The organism is Lentzea roselyniae (genome assembly GCF_039537795.1).
GTDB lineage: Bacteria > Actinomycetota > Actinomycetes > Mycobacteriales > Pseudonocardiaceae > Lentzea > Lentzea atacamensis.
The window spans coordinates 157249-180212 of sequence record NZ_BAABBE010000015.1; the positions used below are offsets into that span (position 1 = coordinate 157249).

A 22964-nucleotide genomic window follows, 5' to 3' on the forward strand; every position below is an offset into this window, starting at 1 on the left:
CAGACCCTCAACCAATGGTGTGATCCAAATGGCCCATGTCATCCTGATGGAGCAGTTCGTGAAGAATTACCAAAGGTTGCCGGCCACCTGGTGCTGAAGGCACGAATAGTTTCCGGCATACTGACGCGCATGTCGCAAGCTGGTCTGGTGCTCGTGGTCGAGGACGAGGACCCCGTGCGGAGGTACACCGTCAGCCTGCTCGAGGACCTCGGTTTCACGGTCCTGCAGGCGAGCGACGGCAGCGAGGCGATCGCGATCCTGCGCGAGCACAGCACGGAGATCAGCGCGATGCTGCTGGACCACAGCATGCCGGGCCTGTCCGGCGAGGAGGTGCTGGCCGAGCTGCGCGCCGAGGGCCTGTCCGTGCCCGTCGTGCTGACCAGCGGCCACGACCGCACCTCGCTGGAGCGCCGGTTCGCCGGGCACGACATCGCGGGCTACCTGCAGAAGCCGTTCCGTGCCGAGATGCTCGACGAGACGGTTCGCGTGGCCGTGGCGAAACGTGCTCAGGCTTCCTGATCCAGTACTTCTCTGACGCGTTCGAGCAGCTCCGACTCCACGTACGGCTTGGTGATCAGCACCTCGCCGTCGAGGACCTCGTCCGTCGTGTAGCCGGACATGTAGATCACCGCGGGCGCGGCACCGGTCGAGCGCAGCAGCCGCACCAGCTCGGGCCCACCCATCTTCGGCATCACGACGTCGGTGAGCACGAGGTCGATCGTGCTGCGGTGCGCCGTGGCGAGCTGCAGCGCCTCCTGCCCGTCGCTCGCCTCGATGACCGCGTAGCCCGCGGTTTCCAGCGATCGGCGGGTCATGATCCGCACCTGCGCGTCGTCCTCCACCAACAACACAGTGCCCGCGCCCTGGTGCGAGGTGATGCGGCGTGCGCACGGTGCTTCCGGCGTGCCATCGTGTTCGTACGGCACCGGCAGGTAGACCTCGACCGTCGTGCCCTCGCCGGGCGCGCTGATCACCTCGATCTGCCCGCCGGACTGCTGCACGATGCCGAACACCGTCGACAGGCCGAGACCGGTGCCCTTGCCGACCGGTTTGGTCGTGAAGTACGGCTCGAAGACCTGCGCCTGCACGTCCGGCGTCATCCCGGAGCCCGTGTCCTGGACGCGCATCACGACGTACTCGCCCGGCCGCACGCCGACGATCCGGCCGGTGTCGCCGTGGCCGAGCGTGGCGTTCTCGATCGAGATCCTGAGCGTGCCGCCGTCGGGCATCGCGTCGCGGGAGTTGACCGCGAGGTTGAACAGGATCTGCTCGACCTGACCCGCGTCCGCCCACACACGGGCGACGTCGCCCGGCAGGTCCATCTCCAGCTCGATGTGGTCCCCGACGAGCGTGCGGAGCATCGAGTGGACCTTGGTGAGGTTGCGCTTGAGGTCGAGCGACTCCGGGTGCAGGACCTGCTGGCGGGTGAACGCGAGCAGCTGCCTCGTGAGGTTCGCCGCGCGTTCACCGGCGTGCCTGATGTCCTCGATGGCCGTGCGGCGCGGATCGTCGGGCAGGGTGCGTCGCAGCAGCATCTCGCTGTTGCCGTTGACCACGGTCAGGATGTTGTTGAAGTCGTGCGCGATGCCGCCGGTCAGCCTGCCGATGGCTTCCATCTTCTGCGCGTGCCGCAGCTGGGCCTCGGTCTCGCCGACGCGTTCTTCGAGCCGTGCGCGCGCGTCCTTCAGTTCCTGCATCAGCCTGATCCCCCGCAGTGCGCTGCTGAGCTGCTGCTGCACGGCCTCGTAGATCCAGTTCGGTTCCGGGCCCTGCTCGAAGATCACGTAACCGAGGTGGTCCTCGTTGGTGTACAGCGGGGCGACGAGCGCGCTGAAGGGCTTTTCCCGGCGGAACGGGTACGGCGTCAGGTTCGTCGCGGGGAACGGGGTGTCTGGACGGTCGGTCCGCAGCTCACCGTTCTCGTACCGGACGAGCGCCCGCGCGATGCCCGGCTTGTCGTAGGCCATCACGTGGCAGCCGGGAATGCCGAGGCGGGGGAGCTCCTCGGCCAGCGCGCTCGACAGTTCCTCCACGTCGCGTGACGCGATGAGCCGTTGCCCGGCCTCGCGCGCGGTCTGGTCGCGGCGCTCGTGCGAGAGGTACTTGAAACGGGCGTCCGTGGCGAACGCGTCGTCCACGAGGAGCTGAACGCGCAGCCACAGGCCGTTGATGAGCGTGGCGTCGCTGATCCGCGCCGTCACGAACCGGTACAGGTCGAACAGCGGCGGCCACCACCGCTCCGGCTCGCACCCGGCGCGCGCGCTCGCACGGATGTACTCGGCCAGGAGGTAGAGGAACTCGGCGCCGTCGACCTCGCCGCGGCCGGCCGCCATCAGCTCGACGATCAGCTGTTCGGCCCACCCGTCCGGCAGCTCCGCCGACAGCGGCCCGAGCGAGCTGCGCAGGTGGTCGGCCACGGTGTGCGCGGTCGCCGACTCGGAGATGTTCAGCGGGCCGAGTGCCGGCGCGTGCAGACCCCGGCCGGACGGCAGGCAGCCGCACGACCTGCGCACGATCAGCTCGGTCGGCATGGTCTGCGCGGAGGGGGTGGGTTCGCCCCTGACCAGTGCCAGCGCCAGTTCCGCCGCGCGGAACCCCATCTCGTAGAAGGGCGCGCGGACCGTCGTGAACCCCGGGGTGGCGGCGTTGATGTTCACCTTGCGGTGGACCCTCGCGCGCTGACCGTCGCCGGTGGTGGTGATGTAGCCCAGGTCGTGTGTGCGGACGTTCGTGTGGTTGTCGTAGCCGACGACGGCGATGTCCTCCGGCGTGCGGAACCCCTGTTCCTCCAGCGCGGACACCACCCCCATGGCGAAGTCGTCGTTCGCCGCCGCGATGGCGTCGGGAGGGCTGCCGACGCGCGCGAGCATCTTGCGCACCGCGTCGGCCGCGCCGCTCGGCTCCCAGATGAACGAGTCGGGCATCGTGACCAGGTCGGGGTCCAGCGCGATCCCGTGCTTGCGCAGCGAGTTCACGTACCCCTGGTACCGCTCCTGCGCACCCGCGTGCGTTTGCGGACCCCGCACGAATGCGATGCGCTTCTTCCCATGCACCTCGATGAGATGGTCGACGGCCCGCTCCATGCCGTCCCGGTTGTTCATCAGGATGGCCGGCCACTGCGCGAGCGTCGTCTCCACACTCACCATCGGCATCGGCGCGTACCGCTTCACGTACTCCTGCATGCCCTCGGCGCCGATGAGCTGCCCCACGCGCGTGGTCCACACGACGAGCGCGTCGATCCGCCCCGGCGACACCAGGTCGTACACGGTGTTCGCCCGCCGTTTGGGCAGTTCGGGGTGGTCGATCTCGCTGCCCACGAAGCAGACGAGGTCGCAACCGAGGTGCCGTGCACCGTCACCGACCCCGCGCCACTGCTCGCCCGCGAGCTCGATGAGCGGGCCAGTGGTGATCATCCCGATGGTGGGACGCCGCTGCGCACTGCCGTTCGCCACAAAACCCCCGCTACTCAACGCGATTCGGGATGATACGCGTTGTCGGGGGGAATGCTTGCCGCGTTACCAGGGGGATTGGTGAACACCGTACTGGACGGCCTGGCGGAGAACCCCGCGCTGCCGGCCGCGCTCCTCGACCGCCTGATCGCCGCGGCGGACCCGGTGCTGGGTGCCGACCTGGCCGGCCGTCCGGACCTCTCCGACGCACAGGTACGGGCTTTGCTGGCGCGCGACGACCCCGCGATCGTGTCCGTGCTGCTGGCGAAGGGCCGGGTCCGGACGGCGGACGTGCCGCTGACGAACCCCGCGGTCGCGCTGGCGGTGACCGAGGCGCCCGACGCCCCGCCGGCCGCGGCACGCGCGCTCGCCCAGCACCCGGATTTCAAGGCCCGCCTGCCGGAGTGGGCCCGCACGCTGCCTCCGGACGTGATCGACCTGCTCGCCCACGACCCGGACGAGCACGTGGTGGCCGAACTGGTCACCTTCCACGCGCTGCCCGCCTCCTTGGCCCAGGAGCTGAGCCGGCACCCGAGCACCGAGGTGCGCCGTGCGTTGGCCGCCAGCCCGCACACACCTGCCGACGTGCTCGTGCGCCTCGGCTCCTTCGCGCGCGAGCTCGCCGGAAACCCCGCGACCCCGCCATCGGCCGCCGCGGACCTGGTGCGCGACCACAGGGCCCGCTACCAGCTCGCGACCAGGCCCGACCTTCCTCCGCACGTCTACGAACAGCTCGCCGCGGACGTCGAACCCGGCGTCCTGGCCGCGCTGGCGGCCAATCCCGCGGTCCCGGCTTCGGTGCTGCGTCAGCTCACGGGCACCCGCGCGTTGCAGCGCGTGCTCGTGCGGAACCCGGCGATTCCGCTGGACCTGCTGGCGGAGCTGGCCGCGACCGCTCGCATCGGGCCCGAGCCGGTGCCGCGCGTCGCGTCCGCGTCGGAGGCCGAGCTGCGGACGCTGGCCGCCACCGTGAAGGGACGGATGCTGGTGGCGCGGCGTGCTGATCTGCCGTTGGACATGGTGGAGCAGCTCGTTTCGGATCCCGATCCCGCTGTCGCTGCGGCGATCGTGACCAACCCGCTGGTGCCGGTCGATCAGCTGTGGGCGCTGGTCGAGCGGCACGGGGCGCGGTTGTACCCGCGGGCGGCGCGGAATCTCTCCTGCCCGCCGGAGTTGTTGCACCACATGGCTTTGCGGGCCGCCGGGGTCGAGGAGACCTGGCGGGCGGTCGCCCGGCACCCGCACGCACTGGGGGAGACGTTGTTGCTGTGCCTGGAGGATGCGCAGGCTCGGCACCTCGCAGCGGCGCATCCCCATCTGCCGGTGGAGAAGATCGTCGAGCTGCTGGGCAGTGAGTTCACGGCTCGACCGGCGGCGGCGAACCCGTCCCTGCCGGTGCACGTGATGGAAGAACTGCTGGACAGGAGTGGGGCATGACCGCGTTGCACGGGCTCGCGCGGAACCCGGCGCTGCCCGCGGACCTGCCGGCGCGGCTGGCCGCGATCCCGGAACTCGGGCCGGTGCTGTCGCGTCGGAACGATCCTCCACCACAGCCGCATGAACCCGTCGTGCACGACGGTTTCATGCGGCTGGTGTGCGAGGAAGAGGTGATTCACCCCGACGTCTTCGTGGCGCAGAGCCCTCGCACGTCACCGGTCGCCTTGTTCCGCCTCACCACGCATGCCGAAAGCTCGGTGCGGCTGGCGCTGGCGTCGCGCCGGGACCTGCCGGCGAAGGCGTACGAGCGTCTGGTGCGCGACCCCGATCCCGAGGTGGCCGCGGCCTCGAACCCGTCGCTGCCGGTGCACGTGATGGAGGAACTGCTCAGGACCACCACTTGATGCGGTTCGTCTCGCGCCCACTCCTCACCCGCCTGCAACAACAGCTTCCCCACACCACGACGCTGGTGCCGGGGTGAGATCGCCAGGGTGATGATCCGCGCCAGTTGGTCCTGTGGACTCCAGCGGGAACTCGTACCCCAGCGCCTCGCGGTTGATCTCCGCGATCGCGGCCGCGTCCTCCAGCCGCACATCACGCACAATCATGTTGCCCCCAGGGAAAGCGCCTCTTCGCGAGCTAAAGCCGGCTTCATGTCAGGGCATGATCAGGAGCGGACGACCTCTTCTCTCGCGCCGCCGCCGCGAGCATGGCACCTGAAGTCGACTTGAGGTCAAGCCCGACCAGGACAGCGTTGTCGCACACCGCGAACACGTTGTCCCACAACAAAAAGGCCCCCGGCGCGAACCGGGGGCCTTCGGAGAAAGCGTCACGCCAGTGGCGGTTTGAACAACGCCGGCACCTTCGACGCGGCAGCCGTGTCCAGCAGCCACAACGTCCGGCGCCGCCCCGAAGCACCGGCGGCCGGCAGCTGCACCTCACCCGCGCCGGTCAGGCCCATGGCCACCGCGGCGGCCTTGGCCTCGCCGGTGGTCATCAGCCAGACCTCCTGCGAATGCCGGATCGCCCCCAGCGTCAGCGAGACGCGCGTGGGCGGCGGCTTCGGGCAGTTGCGCACCGCGACGACGGTCCGCTCCTTCTCGTACACCGCGGGAGAAGCGGGGAAGATCGAGGCCACGTGCCCCTCCTCGCCGACGCCCAGCATGCAGACGTCGAACGTGGGCACGTCGCCGTGGTCCTCCGGCCGGGCCAGGGACGACAGCAGGTCGGCGTACGCGGAAGCGGCCGCCTCCGGGTCGTCGCCGTACTTGCCGTCCGACGGCTCCATCACGTGGACGCGCGCGGGATCCACCGGAACGTGGTCCAGCAACGCCGCGCGGGCCTGCGTCTCGTTGCGTTCCGGGTGACCGGACGGCAGGAAGCGCTCGTCGCCCCAGTACAGGTCGACGCGCGACCAGTCCACGGCGTCGCGGGCACCGTTGCGGTTCAGGTGTTCCAGGACCGCGGTGCCCGTGCGGCCGCCGGTCAGCACCACGGACGCGTAGCCGCGGGCGGTCTGGGCGTCGACCATGCGGGTCACGAGGCGGGCCGCCGCGGCGGCGGCCAGCAGGTCGCCGTCGCGGTGGACCACCACCTGGGGATTGCTCACGAACTCGCCTTCGCCTTGGACTTCTTCGGTGCGGCGGCCTTCCCGTTGGCCGACTCCGCGGAAGCGGCGTCCACCGGCTCGGCCTTCGGGGTGGCGGGGCGGCCCTTCGTCACCTTCGACAGCGACTTCAGGGCTGCCGCGTAGACCTCGTCCGGGTCGAGCCGGCGCAGCTCCTCGGCGAGGCAGTCGCGGATCGAACGGCGCTGCAGGGCCACGCGGCGCGACGGCTGGCCGGGCTGCGACAGCGTGCCCACCTTGCCGTCCGGGCGCAGCAGGTCGACGTCGCCGGACGCACGGCCCAGCTTGACCTGCACGATGCCCTCGCCCGACGTCGCCTTGAAGCGCTTCGCGGGCACCTTCAGCCTGTCCGTCAGCCACGCCGCCAGCAGGTCGGTCGACGGGGAGTCGGCCTCGCCGGTGACCTCGCCGTCCACGATCTTCTCGTAGGGCGGCAGGTCCAGCGACGCCGCCAGCATGGCGCGCCACAACGTCAGACGCGTCCACGCCAGGTCCGTGTCGCCCGGCGCGTAGTGGGCGCGGCGGGACTCCAGGGCCTTGATCGGGTTCTTCTCGGCGGCCGCGTCGGTGATGCGGCGCTGCGCGAGCTGGCCGATCGGGTCCTTGGACGGCGAGACCGGTGCGTCGAACGGCCACCACGCCACGACCGGGGTGTCCGGCAGGAGCAGGGGCATCACGCAGGACGCGCCCTCCTTGGCGAGCTCGCCGTACAACCGCAGCACGACGACCTCGGACGCACCCGCGTCGCCACCGACGCGGATCTGCGCGTCGAGACGGGGCGCGGCCTGACGGGCCCCGCGGGCCACGACGATCACGCGGCACGGGTGCTCGCGCGAGGCGTCGTTGGCCGCGTCGATCGCGGCGTCGGTGCGCTGGCCGTCCTCGGTCACGATGACCAGGGTCAGCACGCGGCCGAGCGTCGTCGCGCCGCCTTCGTCGCGCAGGCGAACCAGCCGCGAGTTGATCTGGGACGTGGTGGTCGAGGGAAGGTCGATGATCACGGACGCCTCCAGTGCCTTCCGGTCCTGGCGGTCATCGCGTCCGCCGACGGCGGACCCCAGGTGCCTGCCTTGTACTTCTCGAGCGCCGGTTCGTCCTTGCGGGCCCAGAAGTCGAGAATCGGGTCGAGGATCTCCCAGGAGAGCTCGACCTCGTCGTTCTTCGGGAACAGCGACGGCTCACCGAGCAGCACGTCCAGCAGCAGCCGCTCGTAGGCCTCCGGCGACGACTCGGTGAACGAGTGGCCGTAGCCGAAGTCCATCGTGACGTCGCGGACCTCCATCGTGTTGCCCGGCACCTTCGAGCCGAACCGGATGGTCACGCCCTCGTCCGGCTGAACCCGGACCACGAGAGCGTTCTGGCCGAGCTCCTCGGTCGCGGTGTCGTCGAACGGCAGGTGCGGCGCCCGCTTGAACACGACGGCGACCTCGGTGACCCTGCGGCCCAGCCGCTTGCCGGTGCGCAGGTAGAACGGCACCCCGGCCCAGCGACGGGTGTTGATCTCGCACGTGATCGCGCCGAACGTCTCGGTCTTCGACTCGGGCGAGAAGCCGCCCTCCTCGAGCAGACCGGGGACCTTCTGACCGCCCTGCCAGCCACCGGTGTACTGGCCGCGCGCGGTGGTCTCCTCGAACGGCTCCGCCGGACGCGTCGCCGAGAGGATCTTCACCTTCTCCGCCCGCAGGTCCGACGGCTTGAAGGAGACCGGCTCCTCCATCGCGATCAGCGCGAGCAGCTGCAGCAGGTGGTTCTGGATGACGTCCCGCGTCGCACCGATGCCGTCGTAGTACCCGGCGCGGCCACCGAGACCGATGTCCTCGGCCATGGTGATCTGCACGTGGTCGACGTAGTTCGAGTTCCAGATGGGTTCGTACAGCTGGTTCGCGAACCGCAGCGCCAGGATGTTCTGCACGGTCTCCTTGCCGAGGTAGTGGTCGATGCGGAACACCGACTCCTCGGGGAAGACCTCGTTGACCGTGCGGTTGAGCTCCTTGGCCGACTTCAGGTCGTGGCCGAACGGCTTCTCGATGACGACCCGGCGCCACTGGTCGGGAGCCGTCTGGGCGAGACCCGCGCGCTTGAGCTGGTTGATCACGGTCGGGAACGCTCCCGGCGGGATCGACAGGTAGAACGCGTGGTTTCCGCCCGTGCCGCGCTCGGCGTCCAGCGCCGCCAGGCACGAAGCCAGGTTGTCGAACGCCTGGTCGTCGTCGAACGTGCCCTGCACGAACCGGATGCCCTCGGCGAGCTGGGACCAGACGTGCTCGTTGAACGGCGTGCGGGCGTGCTCCTTCACCGCGTCGTGCACGACCTCCATGAAGTCCTGGTCGGCCCAGTCGCGGCGGGCGAAGCCGACGAGACCGAAGCCCGGTGGCAGCAGGCCGCGGTTCGCGAGGTCGTAGATGGCGGGCATCAGCTTCTTGCGCGACAGGTCACCGGTGACACCGAAGATGACCAGCGCGCTCGGGCCCGCGATGCGGGGCAGGCGCTTGTCCGCCGCGTCCCGCAGCGGGTTGCGCCACTTGTCGGTCACGAACCGTCCTCCTGGACTGCCTCGACGAGCTGGGCCAAACCGGCGATGCGGTCCTCGAGGTGCAACCGCAGCACCGGGCGACCGTGTTCGACCAGCACCTGACCGTCGCCGAGCGCCTGCGCGAGCTGCAGCTGCGCCAGCGTGTAGGGACGGCCGGGCACCTCCAGGTCGTCACCGGACTCGCCGGTGATCTGGATGAACACGCCGTTCTGGTGACCGCCCTTGTGGTACTGGCCGGTCGAGTGCAGGAAGCGCGGACCCCAGCCGAACGTGGTCTGCAGGTGCGTCCTCTTCGCGATCTCCGCACGGAGCAGCTCGAACGACGCGTCGTCGATCCTGTCCAGGTACGCCTGAACGGAGATGTAGCCGTGGTCGGGCGCCACCTCGACCAGCGCCGCAAGCGCTTCCGCGACGGTGTTGACCTTGCGCGGCGCCCAGTCGGTGCCGTGGCCCTCGACCGGACCGTCCACGAAGGACGGCGTGGTGGCCGACACCGCGGGGGCGTCGAGCAGCGCGCGAGCGGCCTTCTTGGCGGCCTCGACGTCGGGCTGGTCGAACGGGTTGATGCCGAGAACCTTGCCGACGAGCGCGGTCGCGTACTCCCACAGCATGAACTGCGCGCCGAGCGGACCCTCGACGGCGACGTTGGCCGACCCGGTGGCCGGGCCGATCGCGACGGTCGTGGCGTCCGAACGCGCGTTCACGAAGCCTTCGGCACCGGGACCCTCGACGACGACCGGCAGCAGGCCGGTGCCGTTCTTGCCGGTCGACTCGGCGATCAGCTGCTCCGCCCAGTCACCGAACCCGACGATGCCGGAACCGGTGTCGGCGAACACGATCTTCTCCGCGCCGTGCGCGTGCGCGGCACCGAAGATCGCGGCCAGCACGACCGCCGGGTTCTCGACCGAGTCCTGCGCCAGGACCTTGGCCTCCTCGGCCGCGTCGTCGAGCAGCGACTCGACGTCGGCACCGGCGAGGTAGGACGGCACCAGACCGAACGCGGTCAGCGCCGAGTAGCGGCCACCCACGTTCGGGTCGGCCAGGAACACCTTGCGGTAGCCCGCTTCCTCGGACGCCTTCTGCAACGGCGAACCGGGGTCGGTGACCACCACGATGCGCGACGCGGCGTCGATGCCCGCGTCCGCGAAAGCCTTCTCGAAGATGCGCCGGTGGCTGTCGGTCTCGACGGTGCCACCGGACTTGGACGACACCACGATCACCGTGCGCTCGAGATCGCCCGCCAGCGCGTCGGCGACCTGGGCGGGATCGGTGGTGTCCAGCACGATCAGCGGGACGTTCTGCGTCCGCGTGATCACCTCGGGGGCCAGCGACGAACCGCCCATGCCGGCGAGTACGACGCGGTCCACGCCCTCGGCGTGCAGTTCCTCGCGCAGAGCCTTGAGCTCGGGGAGCAGCGAGCGGGACGTCTCGTGCAACGTCGTCCACGAGAGGCGGATGCTCGCCTCGGACTCGGCTTCCGGCCCCCACAGGGTCGGGTCCTGCGCGGTCAGCTTGCTCGGCACCGAATCCGCGACCAGGTCAGCAGCGATGGTGCTGACCTGGTCGGCGTTCGGTGACCTCACGATGTCGACGGAGGTCACTTGGTAATCAGCCCTTCAGTTGAGCCAGTTGGTTCGTCACCGTCTCGAGCAACTCTTCCCAGGACTTCTCGAACTTCTCGACACCCTCGGTCTCGAGGACCTTGAACACGTCCTCGATGTCGATTCCCGCGGCGGCGAGCTGGTCGAACACCTCCTGGCCCTCAGCGGCGCGTCCGGTGACCGTGTCACCGGCGATCTTGCCGCCATCGGCGACGGCCTGCAGCGTCTTCTCCGGCATCGTGTTCACGACGTCGTGCACGACGAGCTGGTCGACGTAGAGGGTCGGGGAGTAGCTCGGGTCCTTCACGCCGGTCGACGCCCACAGCGGCCGCTGCGCGTTCGCGCCGTCCGCCTTGAGAGCCTCCCAGCGCTCACCCTGGAACGTCTTCTCGAACGCGCCGTAGGCGATCCACGCGTTGGCGAGAGCAGCCTTGCCGCGCAACGCCTTCGCCTCGTCCGTGCCGATCTTGTCGAGGCGCTTGTCGATCTCGGTGTCCACCCTGGACACGAAGAACGACGCCACCGAGTGGATCGAGCGCAGGTCGTGGCCGTTCGCCTTGGCCTGCTCGAGGCCCGCGATGTAGGCCTCCATGACCTTCTCGTAGCGCTCGACGGAGAAGATCAGCGTGACGTTGACGCTGATGCCCTCGGCGATCGTCCTGGTGATCGCGGGCAGGCCGGCCTCGGTGGCCGGGATCTTCACCAGCAGGTTCGGCCGGTCCACGGTCTTCCACAGGTCCTGCGCCTCGGCCACGGTCTTGTCCGTGTCGAAGGCCAGGCGCGGGTCGACCTCGATGGAGACGCGGCCGTCCACACCGTTCGTCGAGTTGTAGATGTCGCGGAACTTGTCGCAGGCGTTGCGCACGTCGGTCGTGGTGACCTCGCGGATGGTCGCCTCGGTGTCGGCACCCCGGTTGGCGAGCTCGCGGACCTGCTCGTCGTAGGACTCGCCCTTGGACAGCGCGCCCGCGAAGATCGTCGGGTTCGTCGTGACGCCGACGACGTTCCACTCGCGGATCAGCTCGTCCAGGTTGCCACTGGTGAGCCGCTCACGCGACAGGTCGTCGAGCCAGATCGAGACCCCGGCGCCGGACAGTGCTTCCAGTTGCGGCTTGCTCACTTGTTACCCCTCACTCGGTCAAGGGAACGGCGGGCGGCGGCGACGACGTTCTCCGTCGTGAAGCCGAACTCCTTGAACAACGTCTGGTAGTCGGCCGAGGCGCCGAAGTGCTCGATCGACACGATCTCGCCGGCGTCGCCGACGTAGCGGTACCACGGCTGTGCGATACCGGCTTCCACGGCGACGCGTGCCTTAACCGAGGACGGGATGACCGACTCGCGGTAGTCGGCGTCCTGCTTCTCGAACCAGTCGATGGAAGGCATGGACACCACACGCACTGCAACGCCCTCGCCCTGCAGAACCTTCCCGGCCTCGGCCGCCATCTGCAGCTCAGAGCCGGTGCCGATGATCACGATCTCCGGGTTGTCGTCACCGAAGAGCACGTAACCACCGCGCTTCACGCCCTCGGCGGAGGTGCCCTCCAGCGTGGGGACGTTCTGGCGGGTCAGCGCGAGGCCGACCGGGCCGATCTGCTCGATCGTGGCCTTCCACGCGTACGCGGTCTCGTTCGCGTCACCGGGGCGGACGACCGCGAAGTCCGGGATCGCGCGCAGGGCCGCGAGGTGCTCGATCGGCTGGTGCGTCGGACCGTCCTCGCCCAGGCCGATGGAGTCGTGCGTCCACACGTAGGTGACCGCCGCCTGCATGATCGCGGCGAGCCGCACGGACGGGCGCATGTAGTCGGAGAACACCAGGAAGGTGCCACCGAACGGGCGGGTCGGGCCGTGCAGCGCGATGCCGTTGAGGATCGCGCCCATCGCGTGCTCGCGGACACCGAAGTGCAGCGTGCGGCCGTACGGGCTGGTCTTCCACATGCCCGTGGAGATCGACTCCGGACCGAACGAGGGCTCGCCCTTGATCGTCGTCAGGTTCGACTCGGCCAGGTCGGCCGAACCGCCCCACAACTCGGGCAGCTTCTTCGCGAGCGCGTTGATGACCTCACCGGAGGCCTTGCGGGTCGCGACACCCTTGGCGTCCACCGGGTAGGTGGGCAGCTCGTCCGCCCAGCCCTCCGGCAGCTCACGGGCGACCAGGCGGTCCAGCAGCGCCTTGCGCTCCGGGTTCGCCGCCGCCCACGCGTCGAACGCGGGCTGCCACTGCGCCTTGGCGTGCTCACCGCGCTTGACGACCTCGCGGGCGTGCGCCAGCACCTCGTCGGCGACCTCGAAGGTCTGCTCGGGGTCGAAACCGAGGATCCGCTTGACCTCGGCGACCTCGTCGGCGCCCAGCGCGGCACCGTGCGCGGCACCGGTGTTCTGCTTGTTCGGCGCGGGGTAGCCGATGATCGTGCGCAGCAGGATGAACGACGGCTTGTCGGTCACCGCCTTGGCGTTCTCGATCGCCTCGAGGATGCCCTTCACGTTCTCGCCGGACTCCACGACCTGGACGTGCCAGCCGTAGGCCTCGTAGCGCTTCGCGGTGTCCTCGGACAGCGCGATCGTGGTGTCGTCCTCGATCGAGATCTTGTTGTCGTCGTAGAAGACGACCAGGTTGCCGAGCTGCTGCGTGCCGGCCAGCGACGACGCCTCGGAGGTCACGCCCTCCTCGATGTCACCGTCGGAGGCGATCACGAAGATGTGGTGGTCGAACGGGCTCTGCCCCGGCGCGGCGTCCGGGTCGAACAGTCCGCGCTCGCGGCGGGCGGCCATGGCCATGCCGACCGCGGAGGCGAGACCGGAGCCCAGCGGACCCGTGGTGATCTCGACACCGTTGGTGTGGCGGTACTCCGGGTGGCCGGGCGTCTTCGAGCCCCAGGTGCGCAGCGCCTTGAGGTCGTCGAGCTCCAGGCCGTAGCCGGAGAGGAACAGCTGGATGTACAGCGTCAGGCTGGAGTGGCCCGCCGAGAGCACGAACCGGTCGCGGCCGATCCAGTCCGCGTCGGCGGGGTCGTGCCGCATGGCGCGCTGGAACAGCGTGTACGCGAGCGGCGCGAGGCTCATCGCCGTGCCGGGGTGCCCGTTGCCGACCTTCTGCACGGCGTCCGCCGCCAGCACGCGGGCGGTGTCGACGGCGCGCTTGTCCAGCTCCGTCCAGTCGTCGGGCAGATCGGCCTTCGTGAGCCGGGTGATGTCGTCGGTGACGGTCACGGACTTACAGCTCCACTCTTGTCGCTAGGGCGGGCAGGCTTGATCGATCCCGAACGGCCTGACCCGCGTCTCTCCCTCGTCCTGCGGCCAGCCTAGTCCTGAGAGATCCGGATGTTGCTCTGAAAGGTCTCAGGCGGGTGTGTGCCGGGGCACACCAGCACCCGAACGGGCTGTGAATTCTTTGCGCGGTTACCATCAGTCGCTGGATTTCACACCTGTCTCGACACGAGGAGCGTCCCCGCGATGAGTGCCGTCCTCGAGGCGCCCCGGTCGCCTCGCCAGGTCGTGGGCGCCTACGTGGCGCTGACCAAGCCGCGGGTCATCGAGCTCCTGCTGATCACCACGATCCCCGCGATGCTGCTCGCCCAGCACGGCCTCCCGCCGCTGTGGCTGATCGCCTGCACGCTCACCGGCGGCACTCTCGCCGCGGGGTCGGCAAATGCCCTCAACTGCTTCGTCGACGCCGACATCGACTCGGTCATGAAGCGGACGACGGCCCGCCCGCTCGCGCAGAACACCATCCCGCCGCGCAACGCCCTGATCTTCGGCATCGTGCTCGGCGTCGTCTCGTTCGCGTTCCTCTGGATCTTCGTCAACCTGATGTCGGCCGCGTTCGCCGTGGCGACGATCCTCTTCTACATCTTCGTCTACACCCTGGTGCTCAAGCGCCGCACCTCCCAGAACATCATCTGGGGCGGCATGGCGGGGTGCATGCCGGTGATCATCGGCTGGAGCGCGGTGACGGGCACCGTCGAGTGGCCGGCACTGGTCATGTTCGGCGTCATCTTCTTCTGGACTCCGCCGCACACCTGGGCCCTCGCGATGAAGTTCAAGGAGGACTACGCCCGAGCAGGCGTGCCGATGCTGCCGGTGGTGGCCACAGCTCAGCAGGTGACGCGGCAGATCGTGATCTACAGCTGGATCACCGTCGTCTGCACGCTCGCTCTCGCTCCCGTCACCTCGTGGATCTACGTGGCCGTGGCGGCGCTGTCCGGCGTGTGGTTCGCCGTCTTCGCGCACAAGCTGCACAACGTCGTGCGCCGTGGCGGGTCCACGAACACCATGAAGTTCTTCCACATGTCGAACCTCTACCTGATGCTCGTGTTCTGCGGTCTCGCCGTGGACGCGGTGGTCGGGTTGCCGGTGCTGGGCTGGCCGTTCTAGCTGCACCTCCAGGCGTACGGCTGTGGCGCCCGTTGAGTTCACCGTCTCCGGCGGCGAAGGCACGCCGCTGGAGTTCGTCGCCGCGTTCGTCGCCGCGAAGTCGCTGCTGGTCGTGACAGATCCCGGCGGGTGGGCGCAGGTCAGCCGGGGTCTCGCCGTCGGGCGCACGGCGTCCACCGTGGTCACCACGCGGGTACGGGTGCTGCGGCTCGCCGTGGTCGATCTCCGGCACTTCCCGTCTGCGGAGTCGCTGCCGCCGATCACGGACGTCCCCGGCGACGTGGTGGCACTGCACGACACGCGCTCGTGGGACACGGCTCCGGTCGTGCGGGCGTTGCGCGGCCTGGGGCGGCCCGTCGTGCTGTTCACCGCGGTGCACACGTCGGTGCCCGGTGTGGACCCCGCTTCGGTGCTGATCGGGTGGAGCGCGCCGCACGTCGTGATCGCCGAGCCGCTCGGTACCGGTGAGGGCAGCGTCGAGGACGCCCTGTGGCAGTTCCGCGAACTGGAGCGCCGCCGTCAGGTCCGCTTCACCGCTCTGCCGCAGCCGCCCCCGCCCGATGACCGCCCGGTCACCGTGATGGTCGCTCTGCCCGGTGCCACCGAGGGCATCGCCGGGGCGTTGCGGCCCGGCGCGGACTACGAGGTGTGGGTGCACATCGGGGAGCACGCGGCGCCGTTGCCCGGCGATCTGGAGCTGCGGGCCGTGCTCGGCATGAACGGGCGCGAGGTGTTGTCCGAGTCGTTCGTGCTGCCCGCGGAGGGGCCCGGTCCGTGGGTGAGCTTTCCGGTCACCACGCCTTACGCGTCGGTGCCGTGGACCGGTGAGCTGATCATCTACTCCGGTGTGGTGCCGGTGCACGTGCAGCAGGTCGTGCTGCCGGTCGGGGCGGGCGAGTCCCGTGCGCGGCTGAGGTTCCGGCTGTCGCGGACGTTCGCGGATCTCGAGCCGCTGTCGTCGCGGGTGGCGTCCGTGCTGGTGCTCGGCGAGCGGGCGCTGGTGGCGTCCGGCGGCCTGCCGTCGTGGACCAGCCTGGACCTCGGCGACCTGCCTCGTTCGCTGCCCGCGCTGTCGGGGCTGGATCCCTGGTACGGCAAGGACTTCCCGTCGTTCTGCGCCGATCTCGCCGTGCTCGCCCGGCAGGGGTCGGCGATGTACTCGCGGCTGTTCGGCTCCAGCGCGCTGGCGGATCGGATCCGGCGGCTGGCACGGGCGGGCGGCCGTCCGGCCGGGCTGATGATCGCCGAGGTGGTCCCGGGCCCGGTGCCGTGGCCGTTGATCTACGACCTGCCGTTCACCGATGGCCCGTATCGGCTGTGCGCGTCCGTGGGGCAGTTCGGGCCGTTCGGGGCCGGGGGAGAGGTGCCCGCGCACTGCCCGGTGTCAGATCACAGCGGGAACGTGTTGTGCCCCTTCGGTTTCTGGGGCCTGTCGAGCGTGCTGGAGCAGCCGCCCGGGCCGCTGGTCGCGGGCATCTCGGCGCGGCCGCGGCCGTTCGAGGTGTCGATGGCGGTCGACGCCGGCATGGACCGGTCGCTGACCGAGCGGCACGTGACCGAGCTGATGTCGATGGTTGCGCCCGAGGCCGTGTCATCGGCCTATGTCAGCCCGTCGGACCTGGGCCTGGCGTTGGCCGACGAGTCGATGGACGTCGTGCACCTGCACTTCCGCGAAGGGTTCCTCGACGCGGAGGAGATCGAACGCTGGGACCGCGAAGGCGTATGGCCGCGCCCGCACTGGCCGTCGCGCAAGCCGCTGGTGGTGGGGACGTCGCCGATGGCAGGCCTGGTGCGGGCGTTCGCGGAGGGCGGCGCGTCCGGCGTGATCAGCCCGGAAGCCGCCGTGCCGCACGACATGGCCGGGTGGGTGACCGGCATGGTGCTGGCGCGGCTCGCGGCGGGGTTCAGCGCGGGCGCCGCGCTGCGGCTGACGCGCTGGGAGATGATCAGCCGCGGCAACGTGATGGGGCTCGCCTACACCCTGCACGGCGGTGCGGACCTGCGACTGCGTCTCGGGTAGAAGAATTTCGGCGGGACGTGTCGGATCGGGGCCGCCGCGTTCGTAGCAGGGGTGAGACACCCACCCGACCAGCTGGAGATGATCCCGATGGCGCAGTACCTCTTCAACGTCCTGCACGACTCGTCCGAGCTCGCCACCGACGAGGAGATGACGGCGATCCGGGCCTTCAACAAGCAGATCCAGGCCGACGGCCACTGGGTCTTCGCTGGTGGTCTCGCCGGCCCCGACACGTCCACCGTCGTCGACGGCAGGGACTCCGAGCCGGTCTTCACCGACGGCCCCTACCTGGAGTCGAAGGAGTTCATCATCGGCTTCTGGATCATCGAGGCCGCCGACCTCGACGTGGCGCTGAAGCTCGCCTCCCAGGCCTCCCTGCACTGCAACCGCAGGGTCGAGGTCCGGCCGGTCCTGTCCGCATGACCGGCGTCGCCGAGGTGATCGCCGGGGTCCACCGCGACGAGTGGGCGCGGGTGGTCGCGACTCTGGCGAGGCGCTGCGGCGACCTCGACATCGCCGAGGAGATGGCCGCGGAGGCGTTCGCGACCGCCGTCGAACGCTGGCCGGTCGACGGCGTCCCGCCGAACCCCGGCGCGTGGCTCACGACCACCGCCCACCGCAAGGCGATCGACCGGCTCCGGCGCGAGGCCAGGCGCGAGGACAAGCACAAGGAGGCCCTGATGCTGTCCGGCCCGCCGGAGCCGGCCGGTGCCGTCGAGGACGACCGGCTCCGCCTGCTCTTCACCTGCTGCCACCCCGCTCTCGCCGTGGAGACGCGGATCGCGCTCACGCTGCGGATGGTCGGCGGGCTGACCGTGCCCGAGATCGCCCGCGCGTTCCTGGTCTCCGAGGCCGCCATGGCACAGCGGATCACCCGCGCGAAGGCGAAGATCAAGGCCGCGGGGATCCCGTACCGCGTGCCGTCGCACGAGGACCTCCCCGTGCGGCTCGCCGGGGTGCTCACCGTGCTGTTCCTGATCTTCAACGAGGGTTACCTGGTCTCGGAGCCCGGCGAGGACGCGGTGCGCGACGACCTGACCACCGAGGCGATCCGGCTGACCAGGCTGGTCCGCGCGCTGCTGCCCTCCGACGGTGAGGTCGCCGGTCTGCTGGCGCTGATGCTGCTGACGCAGGCCCGCCGGCCCGCGCGGGTGTCGGCGAACGGGGAGCTCGTCTCCCTCGCCGAGCAGGACCGCGGTGCCTGGGACCGCTCGTTGGTCGACGAGGGCCACGCGCTGGTCCGCGGGTGTCTCGCCGCCGGGCGAGCGCCGGGGCGCTACCAGGTGCTCGCCGCGATCAACGCGGTCCACACCGACGCCCTCGACGTCCGCGACACCGACTGGTCCCAGGTGGTCGCGCTCTACGACCGGCTGGTCCGGCTCGACCCGTCGCCGATCGTGCGGCTCAACCGGGCGATCGCCCTCGCAGAGCTGGACGGTCCCGAGGTCGCGCTGGCCGAGCTCGCCGGTCTGCCGCTGGAGGACTACCACGCCTACCACGCCGCGCGGGCCGACCTCCTGCGCCGGTTGGGCCGCAGCTCCGAGGCCAGGGCGGCGTACGACAGGGCCGTCGAGCTGACCGGCAACGCCGCCGAGGTCGCGTACCTCGTGCGCCGCCGTGACCAGCTGGCGCGGTGACGCGTGCTCAGGAAGCCACTTTGGTGAGCAGTTCCTCGACGCACGGGTCGTCGAGGGACTCCACGATGTGCTGCCACAGCAGGAGGTTCGTCTCGGCCCACTTCGAGTAGGTCGCGGCGGCCTCCGCGTCGTAGAAGTAGTAGCCGTCGTCGGCCTTGGACATCTGCTCGCCCACGATCTTGTACGCGAGCTCCCGCAGCGTGATGCCGTTCTCCTGCAGGTACTTGTGCGCGAGGACCACCGGCGTCACCGGCAGGGCCTTGAACAGCGTGTCCGCGTCCGAGAGCGCCTGGGCCTCCAGCGAGATGTCGCGGTGGCGGGTGCGCATCTCGGCTTCGAGGACGACGCGCTCGATCCACTCGATGTCGCCGACGCAGACACCCGCGACGAACAGCGTTTTCCTGCGCAGCGCCTCGCCGTCCGTCGGCAGCGAGTTGCGGCGGACCATGTAGTTGAGGTCGTGCACGAGTGCGGCGACCTCGACGACGTCCTTCGCGGCGCCGTTGCGCTCGGCGAAGTGCACGGCCTTGTCGCGGACGAAGCTCACGTGGTGCCAGCCGTGGAACTGCAGCTTCGCGGCCAGATCCTCGCACAGCCGCCTCACGCGCTGCTCCACGTCCGCGATGACAGACCTTGGAATCGTTGTGCGCGTACGCATCATCAGCCCTCCCACCGGGTGGGCTGATGGTAGGCGTGTTACGGGTGCCTCCGTAGGGCTTCAGAGCTGGTTCGTCAGATCCTCCAGTCGGTCCTCGACCGGTACGTGCCGGTGGCTGGTCCCGGTGTCCGGGTCGTAGCTGAGGCTCCACGGCGTGACGGCCCGCGACTTGACCAGGAACGTCATGGTGCCGTCGGCCGCGCGTGGGATGCGGTGGAACTCGTGCGCGAGCAACGTGCCAGTGGTGCCTTCGGTGCACTGGGTGCGGTTCGTGAGCTCCGTGCCGATGACCGTGCGGCCGCCGACGCCGAGTCGCGCGTCAAAACGTTCGTGCAGGTACGCGCCGCTCAGGATGGTGGTGCAGAAGTGGTACCGGTGGTTGTGGACGGAGTCCGCGTACCCGGTCCGCCAGTCCGACAGCGGCTTGTACTCGTGCAGCCAGAACGTGAACGGTTCGTCCGTCTCGTCGCGGAGGCACCACGCGAAGTGCGTCGTCGTCTCGCGGGAATGCGCAATCACCCAGGTCGCCTGCTGCGGTGTGAGCCCGTCGATGTACGAACGGAGCTCCTTGCGCAGGTTCGGCCGGCTCGCCCACTCGCGGAACCACACGCCGACTTCGGTCCAGTGGTCCACCACGGGGAATTCGGCGCGTTGCACGCGAGCGGCGAGCTCCTCGAGCGCGGACAACCCGGTGAACTCGGCTAGCAAGATCGATCAGCTCCTCAACTGAGCGGATGTGGAGAATTCGCGGCGGAATGCGTGGAACTTCTCTTCGAGTTCGCGGTATCCGTCGTCTGTGAGTGTGTCGCCGGTGATCTTCTCGAACAACGCCAGGAAGTCCGTTCTCGTGGTGCCCGGCGTGATGACGAAGTGGTATCCGGCCTTGGAATTGCTGATGCGCAGGAACTCGGCGCGTTCCATCGCGTACAGGAACGAGCTCTCGGTGAACCTGAGTGTCCTGGGATATGGCCTCAGCACTCCGGCGGTGTTGCTGTACAGCGTCAGCCAGGCGGAGTCGTCGAACAACTCGAGCCGATCGAGCGGCGGATCCGAAACGATCGTGACGTCGATTCTGCTGCACCGGCTGCGCGCCGCGTACAGCCCGACGAGCCCGATGCCGATCTGTTCCTTGAGCTTCGCCTGAATCTCGTCGTAGTCGCCGTCGGCTCCTTCGTTGCGCAGCAGGTACCGCGCCCGCCCGCTGATGGCGTTGTCGTCGCGCGGGTCCGCCAGCACGGCCCTGAGCTCGCATTCCGTCTGGGAGAGCAACACCCGGCCCGCCGCGTACCGCCCGGCGAACCCGCGGAAGCAGTACAGCCGCGTCCGCTCCAGGTCCTGCATCATGAGCTGGTTGAACACCGGATCGGGTCGCGCCGTCGGCTCGAACACGTGACTGGGGAAGAACTCCCGGTCCAGCGCCCGATACTCCTGAGTGAGCTCCCTGAGCGCCTTGCGACTCTCCTCGACCACCGGCGCGAGCAAGGCCTTCTGCGCCGCTTTGGACGTGACCAACGTCTGCGTGAAGCTCACGACAGCCGATATGAGCGTGCCCGTCCCCACCGCGGTCAGCAGGTTTCTCGCCGCCCCGGAATCCATTTGACTGGAAATGGCCAGCGACGCACCCGACGTCACGACGAGTATGAGGAGGAGCAACCCGGTCCGAGTCCAAAACAACTCCTGGATCAGGTTGCTGCGGATGCCTCCGGCCTCCGCGGACACGTGTCCACCTCCCGGGATCACCTCATCGGCCGCTACCCGAACGGACGAATGCGCTCAGTGTCCGATCAAGTGCGCGGAGTCACTGTACGCGTCGGTCAAAAGATAAGGAAGCTGCTATTCGTGCGACATTTACAACCGGAATAACCGCCCTTGAGCCCAGTCGCCGGCCCGTACTCGTGCACTTCGGTGACGCCCCGTCGCGGCCCGCCTTGGGCGAGTCGGATGAGGGTGACCCACACGCCCGAACGCACCCACGCCGCGTGTTCTAGCCCGCTCGTCCGCCACCCTCATTGCTCCAGTGGGCGGAGCCTCGGCCCGACCGCCGTCGCAGGCCCGCAGCCCCGCGACCGACCTGCTACACCCCGCTCACACGCCCCCGAATACTCTCACCGACCATGCGCAACGTCCTGCTCATCGCGTCCCTGGCGCTCGCAGCGGCCACCGGCCTCGCGGGCTGCGGCAGCTCCGCCCAGCCCTCGTCCGGCACTTCGTCCGCCGCGCCGTCCACCCCGTGCAAGGCCGACGACTTCAAGGTCACCGGCGACTTCGGCGCGGCGCCCAAGGTCGAGATCCCCGCCTGCAAGCCCACCGACGAGCTCATCATCAAGGACCTGGTGCAGGGCACCGGCGCCGAGGTGAAGGCGGGCACGACGGCCTCGGTCAACTACCAGCTCACGACCTTCTCCGACAAGAAGGTGCTGGACAGCTCGTTCGACCGCGGGCAGCCGTTCGACGTCGAGAACGTGGGCCAGGCGCCCGTCATCGACGGCTGGAACGAAGGCATCATCGGGCTCAAGGAGAAGGGGCGGCGGCTGCTGATCGTCCCGCCGGCCAAGGGCTACGGCAAGGGCGGTCAGGGCATCAAGCCCAACGAGACCCTCGTCTTCGTGATCGACGGCGTGAAGGTCACCCCGGCGGCATGACGTGCCGGCCCCCGGCCGGGCAACCCGGTCGGGGGCCGCGCCGGATCACGGCAGCAGCAGCAGCAACTTTCCGGTGGTTCGGCGCGACTGCAGGTCGGTGTGCGCCTGCGCCGCCTCCTCCAGCTCGTACCGGCCACCGATCCGGATGTTGAGCGTTCCGTCCACGATCGCCCCGAACAGGTCGGCGGCCCGCCACTCGAACTCGGCGCGGTCCAGCAGGTACGCCCCGGTCGACGGCCGCGTCAGGTACACCGACCCCGCCGCGTTCAACCGCTGCGGATCCACCGGCGGCACCGGCCCGGACGACGCCCCGAACAACGCCAGCAACCCGCGCGGCTTCAACGAGGCCAGCGACTGGTCGAACGTGTCGCGCCCGACCCCGTCGTACACCACGTCGACCTTCTCGATCTGCGACGCGAAGTCCCCGTACCGCAGCACCTGGTCGGCCCCGGCCTCCCTGGCCAGCGCCTCCTTCTCGTCGGTCGACACGGTGGCGACCACGAACGCACCACGAGCCTTCGCCCACTGCGTCAGCAGCAGCCCGACGCCACCGGCCGCCGCGTGCACGAGCACCCGGTCGCCCTCCTTCACGACATGCGTCGAGTGCGTCAGGTAGTGCGCGGTGATGCCCTGCAGCAGAGCGGCTGCGGCCAGCTCGACGTCCAGCCCGTCGGGAACCCGGACGGCGGCCGAAGCCGGCACCACGACCTCGGACGCGTAGCTGCCCAGTACGGACATCCACGCCACCCGGTCACCGACGGCGAAGTCAGCGGAGTTCGACGCGACGACCTCGCCCGCGCCCTCGAGCCCCAAAGCGGTGGGCAACGGCACCGAGTACTGGCCGCTGCGCTGGTAGGTGTCGATGTAGTTGACCCCGGCCGCGCCGACCCGCACCAGCAGCTCGCCGTCACCGGGCACCGGCGCCGGCACGTCCGAGTACTCGAGCACCTCCGGGCCACCCGCCGAACGCACCACCACTGCCTTGGGCATCT

The 22964-nt window shown here is 69.6% G+C and carries 20 protein-coding genes; 7 read left to right on the top strand and 13 right to left on the bottom strand.

Annotated features, from left to right (window positions below):
• The first annotated feature begins 129 nt into the window (after positions 1-129).
• Positions 130-519 carry a response regulator gene (locus ABFX45_RS26715; protein ID WP_109637873.1) on the top strand — a complete coding sequence of 130 codons (390 nt, stop codon included), beginning with the start codon at positions 130-132 and terminating at the stop codon, positions 517-519.
• Here the strand turns inward: ABFX45_RS26715 and ABFX45_RS26720 are convergent.
• Entirely contained in the window at positions 507-3413 is a 2907-nt protein-coding gene (locus ABFX45_RS26720) for a substrate-binding domain-containing protein (protein WP_346132678.1), read from the bottom strand. The two genes, ABFX45_RS26715 and ABFX45_RS26720, sit on opposite strands and share 13 nt — an antisense overlap.
• Before the next feature lie 117 nt (positions 3414-3530).
• Here ABFX45_RS26720 and ABFX45_RS26725 point away from each other — a divergent pair, with 117 nt between their 5' ends.
• On the top strand, positions 3531-4886 hold the full coding sequence (locus ABFX45_RS26725) for a hypothetical protein (protein WP_346132680.1): 1356 nt from the start codon (positions 3531-3533) through the stop codon (positions 4884-4886).
• A gap of 175 nt (positions 4887-5061) precedes the next feature.
• Here ABFX45_RS26725 and ABFX45_RS46560 read toward each other — a convergent pair whose 3' ends face one another.
• The 8 genes from ABFX45_RS46560 to tkt form a co-directional block, all read right to left on the bottom strand.
• Positions 5062-5394, bottom strand: a complete 333-nt coding sequence (locus ABFX45_RS46560; RefSeq protein WP_407656957.1) for a GNAT family N-acetyltransferase — start codon at positions 5392-5394, stop codon at positions 5062-5064.
• Positions 5315-5494, bottom strand: coding sequence for a hypothetical protein (locus ABFX45_RS26735; protein ID WP_233439627.1), 180 nt, complete (start codon positions 5492-5494; stop codon positions 5315-5317). The genes ABFX45_RS46560 and ABFX45_RS26735 overlap by 80 nt, the downstream gene beginning before the upstream one ends.
• 221 nt (positions 5495-5715) lie before the next feature.
• Positions 5716-6495 carry a 6-phosphogluconolactonase gene (gene pgl / locus ABFX45_RS26740; protein ID WP_109637877.1) on the bottom strand — a complete coding sequence of 260 codons (780 nt, stop codon included), beginning with the start codon at positions 6493-6495 and terminating at the stop codon, positions 5716-5718.
• On the bottom strand, positions 6492-7514 hold the full coding sequence (opcA, locus tag ABFX45_RS26745; RefSeq protein WP_346132685.1) for a glucose-6-phosphate dehydrogenase assembly protein OpcA: 1023 nt from the start codon (positions 7512-7514) through the stop codon (positions 6492-6494). The genes pgl and opcA overlap by 4 nt, the downstream gene beginning before the upstream one ends.
• Positions 7511-9046: a glucose-6-phosphate dehydrogenase gene (gene zwf, locus ABFX45_RS26750; protein WP_346132687.1), complete on the bottom strand. Its 1536-nt coding sequence runs from the start codon at positions 9044-9046 to the stop codon at positions 7511-7513. Before zwf ends, opcA begins: the two co-directional genes overlap by 4 nt.
• Positions 9043-10647, bottom strand: a complete 1605-nt coding sequence (locus ABFX45_RS26755) for a glucose-6-phosphate isomerase (protein ID WP_346132689.1) — start codon at positions 10645-10647, stop codon at positions 9043-9045. Before ABFX45_RS26755 ends, zwf begins: the two co-directional genes overlap by 4 nt.
• Positions 10648-10654: 7 nt before the next feature.
• A complete protein-coding gene (gene tal / locus ABFX45_RS26760) occupies positions 10655-11767 on the bottom strand; it encodes a transaldolase (RefSeq protein ID WP_112231651.1) in 1113 nt (370 codons plus the stop codon).
• Complete coding sequence (gene tkt / locus ABFX45_RS26765) at positions 11764-13854, bottom strand: transketolase (RefSeq protein ID WP_112231653.1); 2091 nt, start codon at positions 13852-13854, stop codon at positions 11764-11766. The genes tal and tkt overlap by 4 nt, the downstream gene beginning before the upstream one ends.
• A 243-nt stretch (positions 13855-14097) precedes the next feature.
• Here tkt and ABFX45_RS26770 point away from each other — a divergent pair, with 243 nt between their 5' ends.
• From ABFX45_RS26770 to ABFX45_RS26785, 4 genes are all read left to right on the top strand, one after another.
• Positions 14098-15018, top strand: a complete 921-nt coding sequence (locus tag ABFX45_RS26770; protein WP_109637883.1) for a heme o synthase — start codon at positions 14098-14100, stop codon at positions 15016-15018.
• A gap of 22 nt (positions 15019-15040) precedes the next feature.
• On the top strand, positions 15041-17038 hold the full coding sequence (locus ABFX45_RS26775) for a hypothetical protein (RefSeq protein ID WP_346132692.1): 1998 nt from the start codon (positions 15041-15043) through the stop codon (positions 17036-17038).
• Between the two features lie 87 nt (positions 17039-17125).
• Complete coding sequence (locus ABFX45_RS26780) at positions 17126-17458, top strand: YciI family protein (RefSeq protein ID WP_346132753.1); 333 nt, start codon at positions 17126-17128, stop codon at positions 17456-17458.
• Complete coding sequence (locus ABFX45_RS26785; protein ID WP_109637885.1) at positions 17455-18672, top strand: RNA polymerase sigma factor; 1218 nt, start codon at positions 17455-17457, stop codon at positions 18670-18672. Before ABFX45_RS26780 ends, ABFX45_RS26785 begins: the two co-directional genes overlap by 4 nt.
• A 7-nt stretch (positions 18673-18679) precedes the next feature.
• Here the strand turns inward: ABFX45_RS26785 and ABFX45_RS26790 are convergent, their stop codons facing one another.
• From ABFX45_RS26790 to ABFX45_RS26800, 3 genes are read right to left on the bottom strand one after another with little or no spacing between them, the layout of a single operon-like run.
• A complete protein-coding gene (locus ABFX45_RS26790) occupies positions 18680-19330 on the bottom strand; it encodes an HD domain-containing protein (RefSeq protein ID WP_428834194.1) in 651 nt (216 codons plus the stop codon).
• Between the two features lie 60 nt (positions 19331-19390).
• Positions 19391-20038 carry a hypothetical protein gene (locus ABFX45_RS26795; RefSeq protein WP_109637886.1) on the bottom strand — a complete coding sequence of 216 codons (648 nt, stop codon included), beginning with the start codon at positions 20036-20038 and terminating at the stop codon, positions 19391-19393.
• 6 nt (positions 20039-20044) lie between these two features.
• Entirely contained in the window at positions 20045-20983 is a 939-nt protein-coding gene (locus ABFX45_RS26800) for a hypothetical protein (protein ID WP_428834195.1), read from the bottom strand.
• Positions 20984-21444: 461 nt separating this feature from the next.
• Between ABFX45_RS26800 and ABFX45_RS26805 the strand changes: the two genes are divergently transcribed.
• On the top strand, positions 21445-21972 hold the full coding sequence (locus ABFX45_RS26805) for an FKBP-type peptidyl-prolyl cis-trans isomerase (RefSeq protein WP_109637888.1): 528 nt from the start codon (positions 21445-21447) through the stop codon (positions 21970-21972).
• 45 nt (positions 21973-22017) lie between these two features.
• Here the strand turns inward: ABFX45_RS26805 and ABFX45_RS26810 are convergent, their stop codons facing one another.
• A complete protein-coding gene (locus tag ABFX45_RS26810; protein WP_346132698.1) occupies positions 22018-22962 on the bottom strand; it encodes a quinone oxidoreductase family protein in 945 nt (314 codons plus the stop codon).
• Positions 22963-22964: the final 2 nt, after the last annotated feature.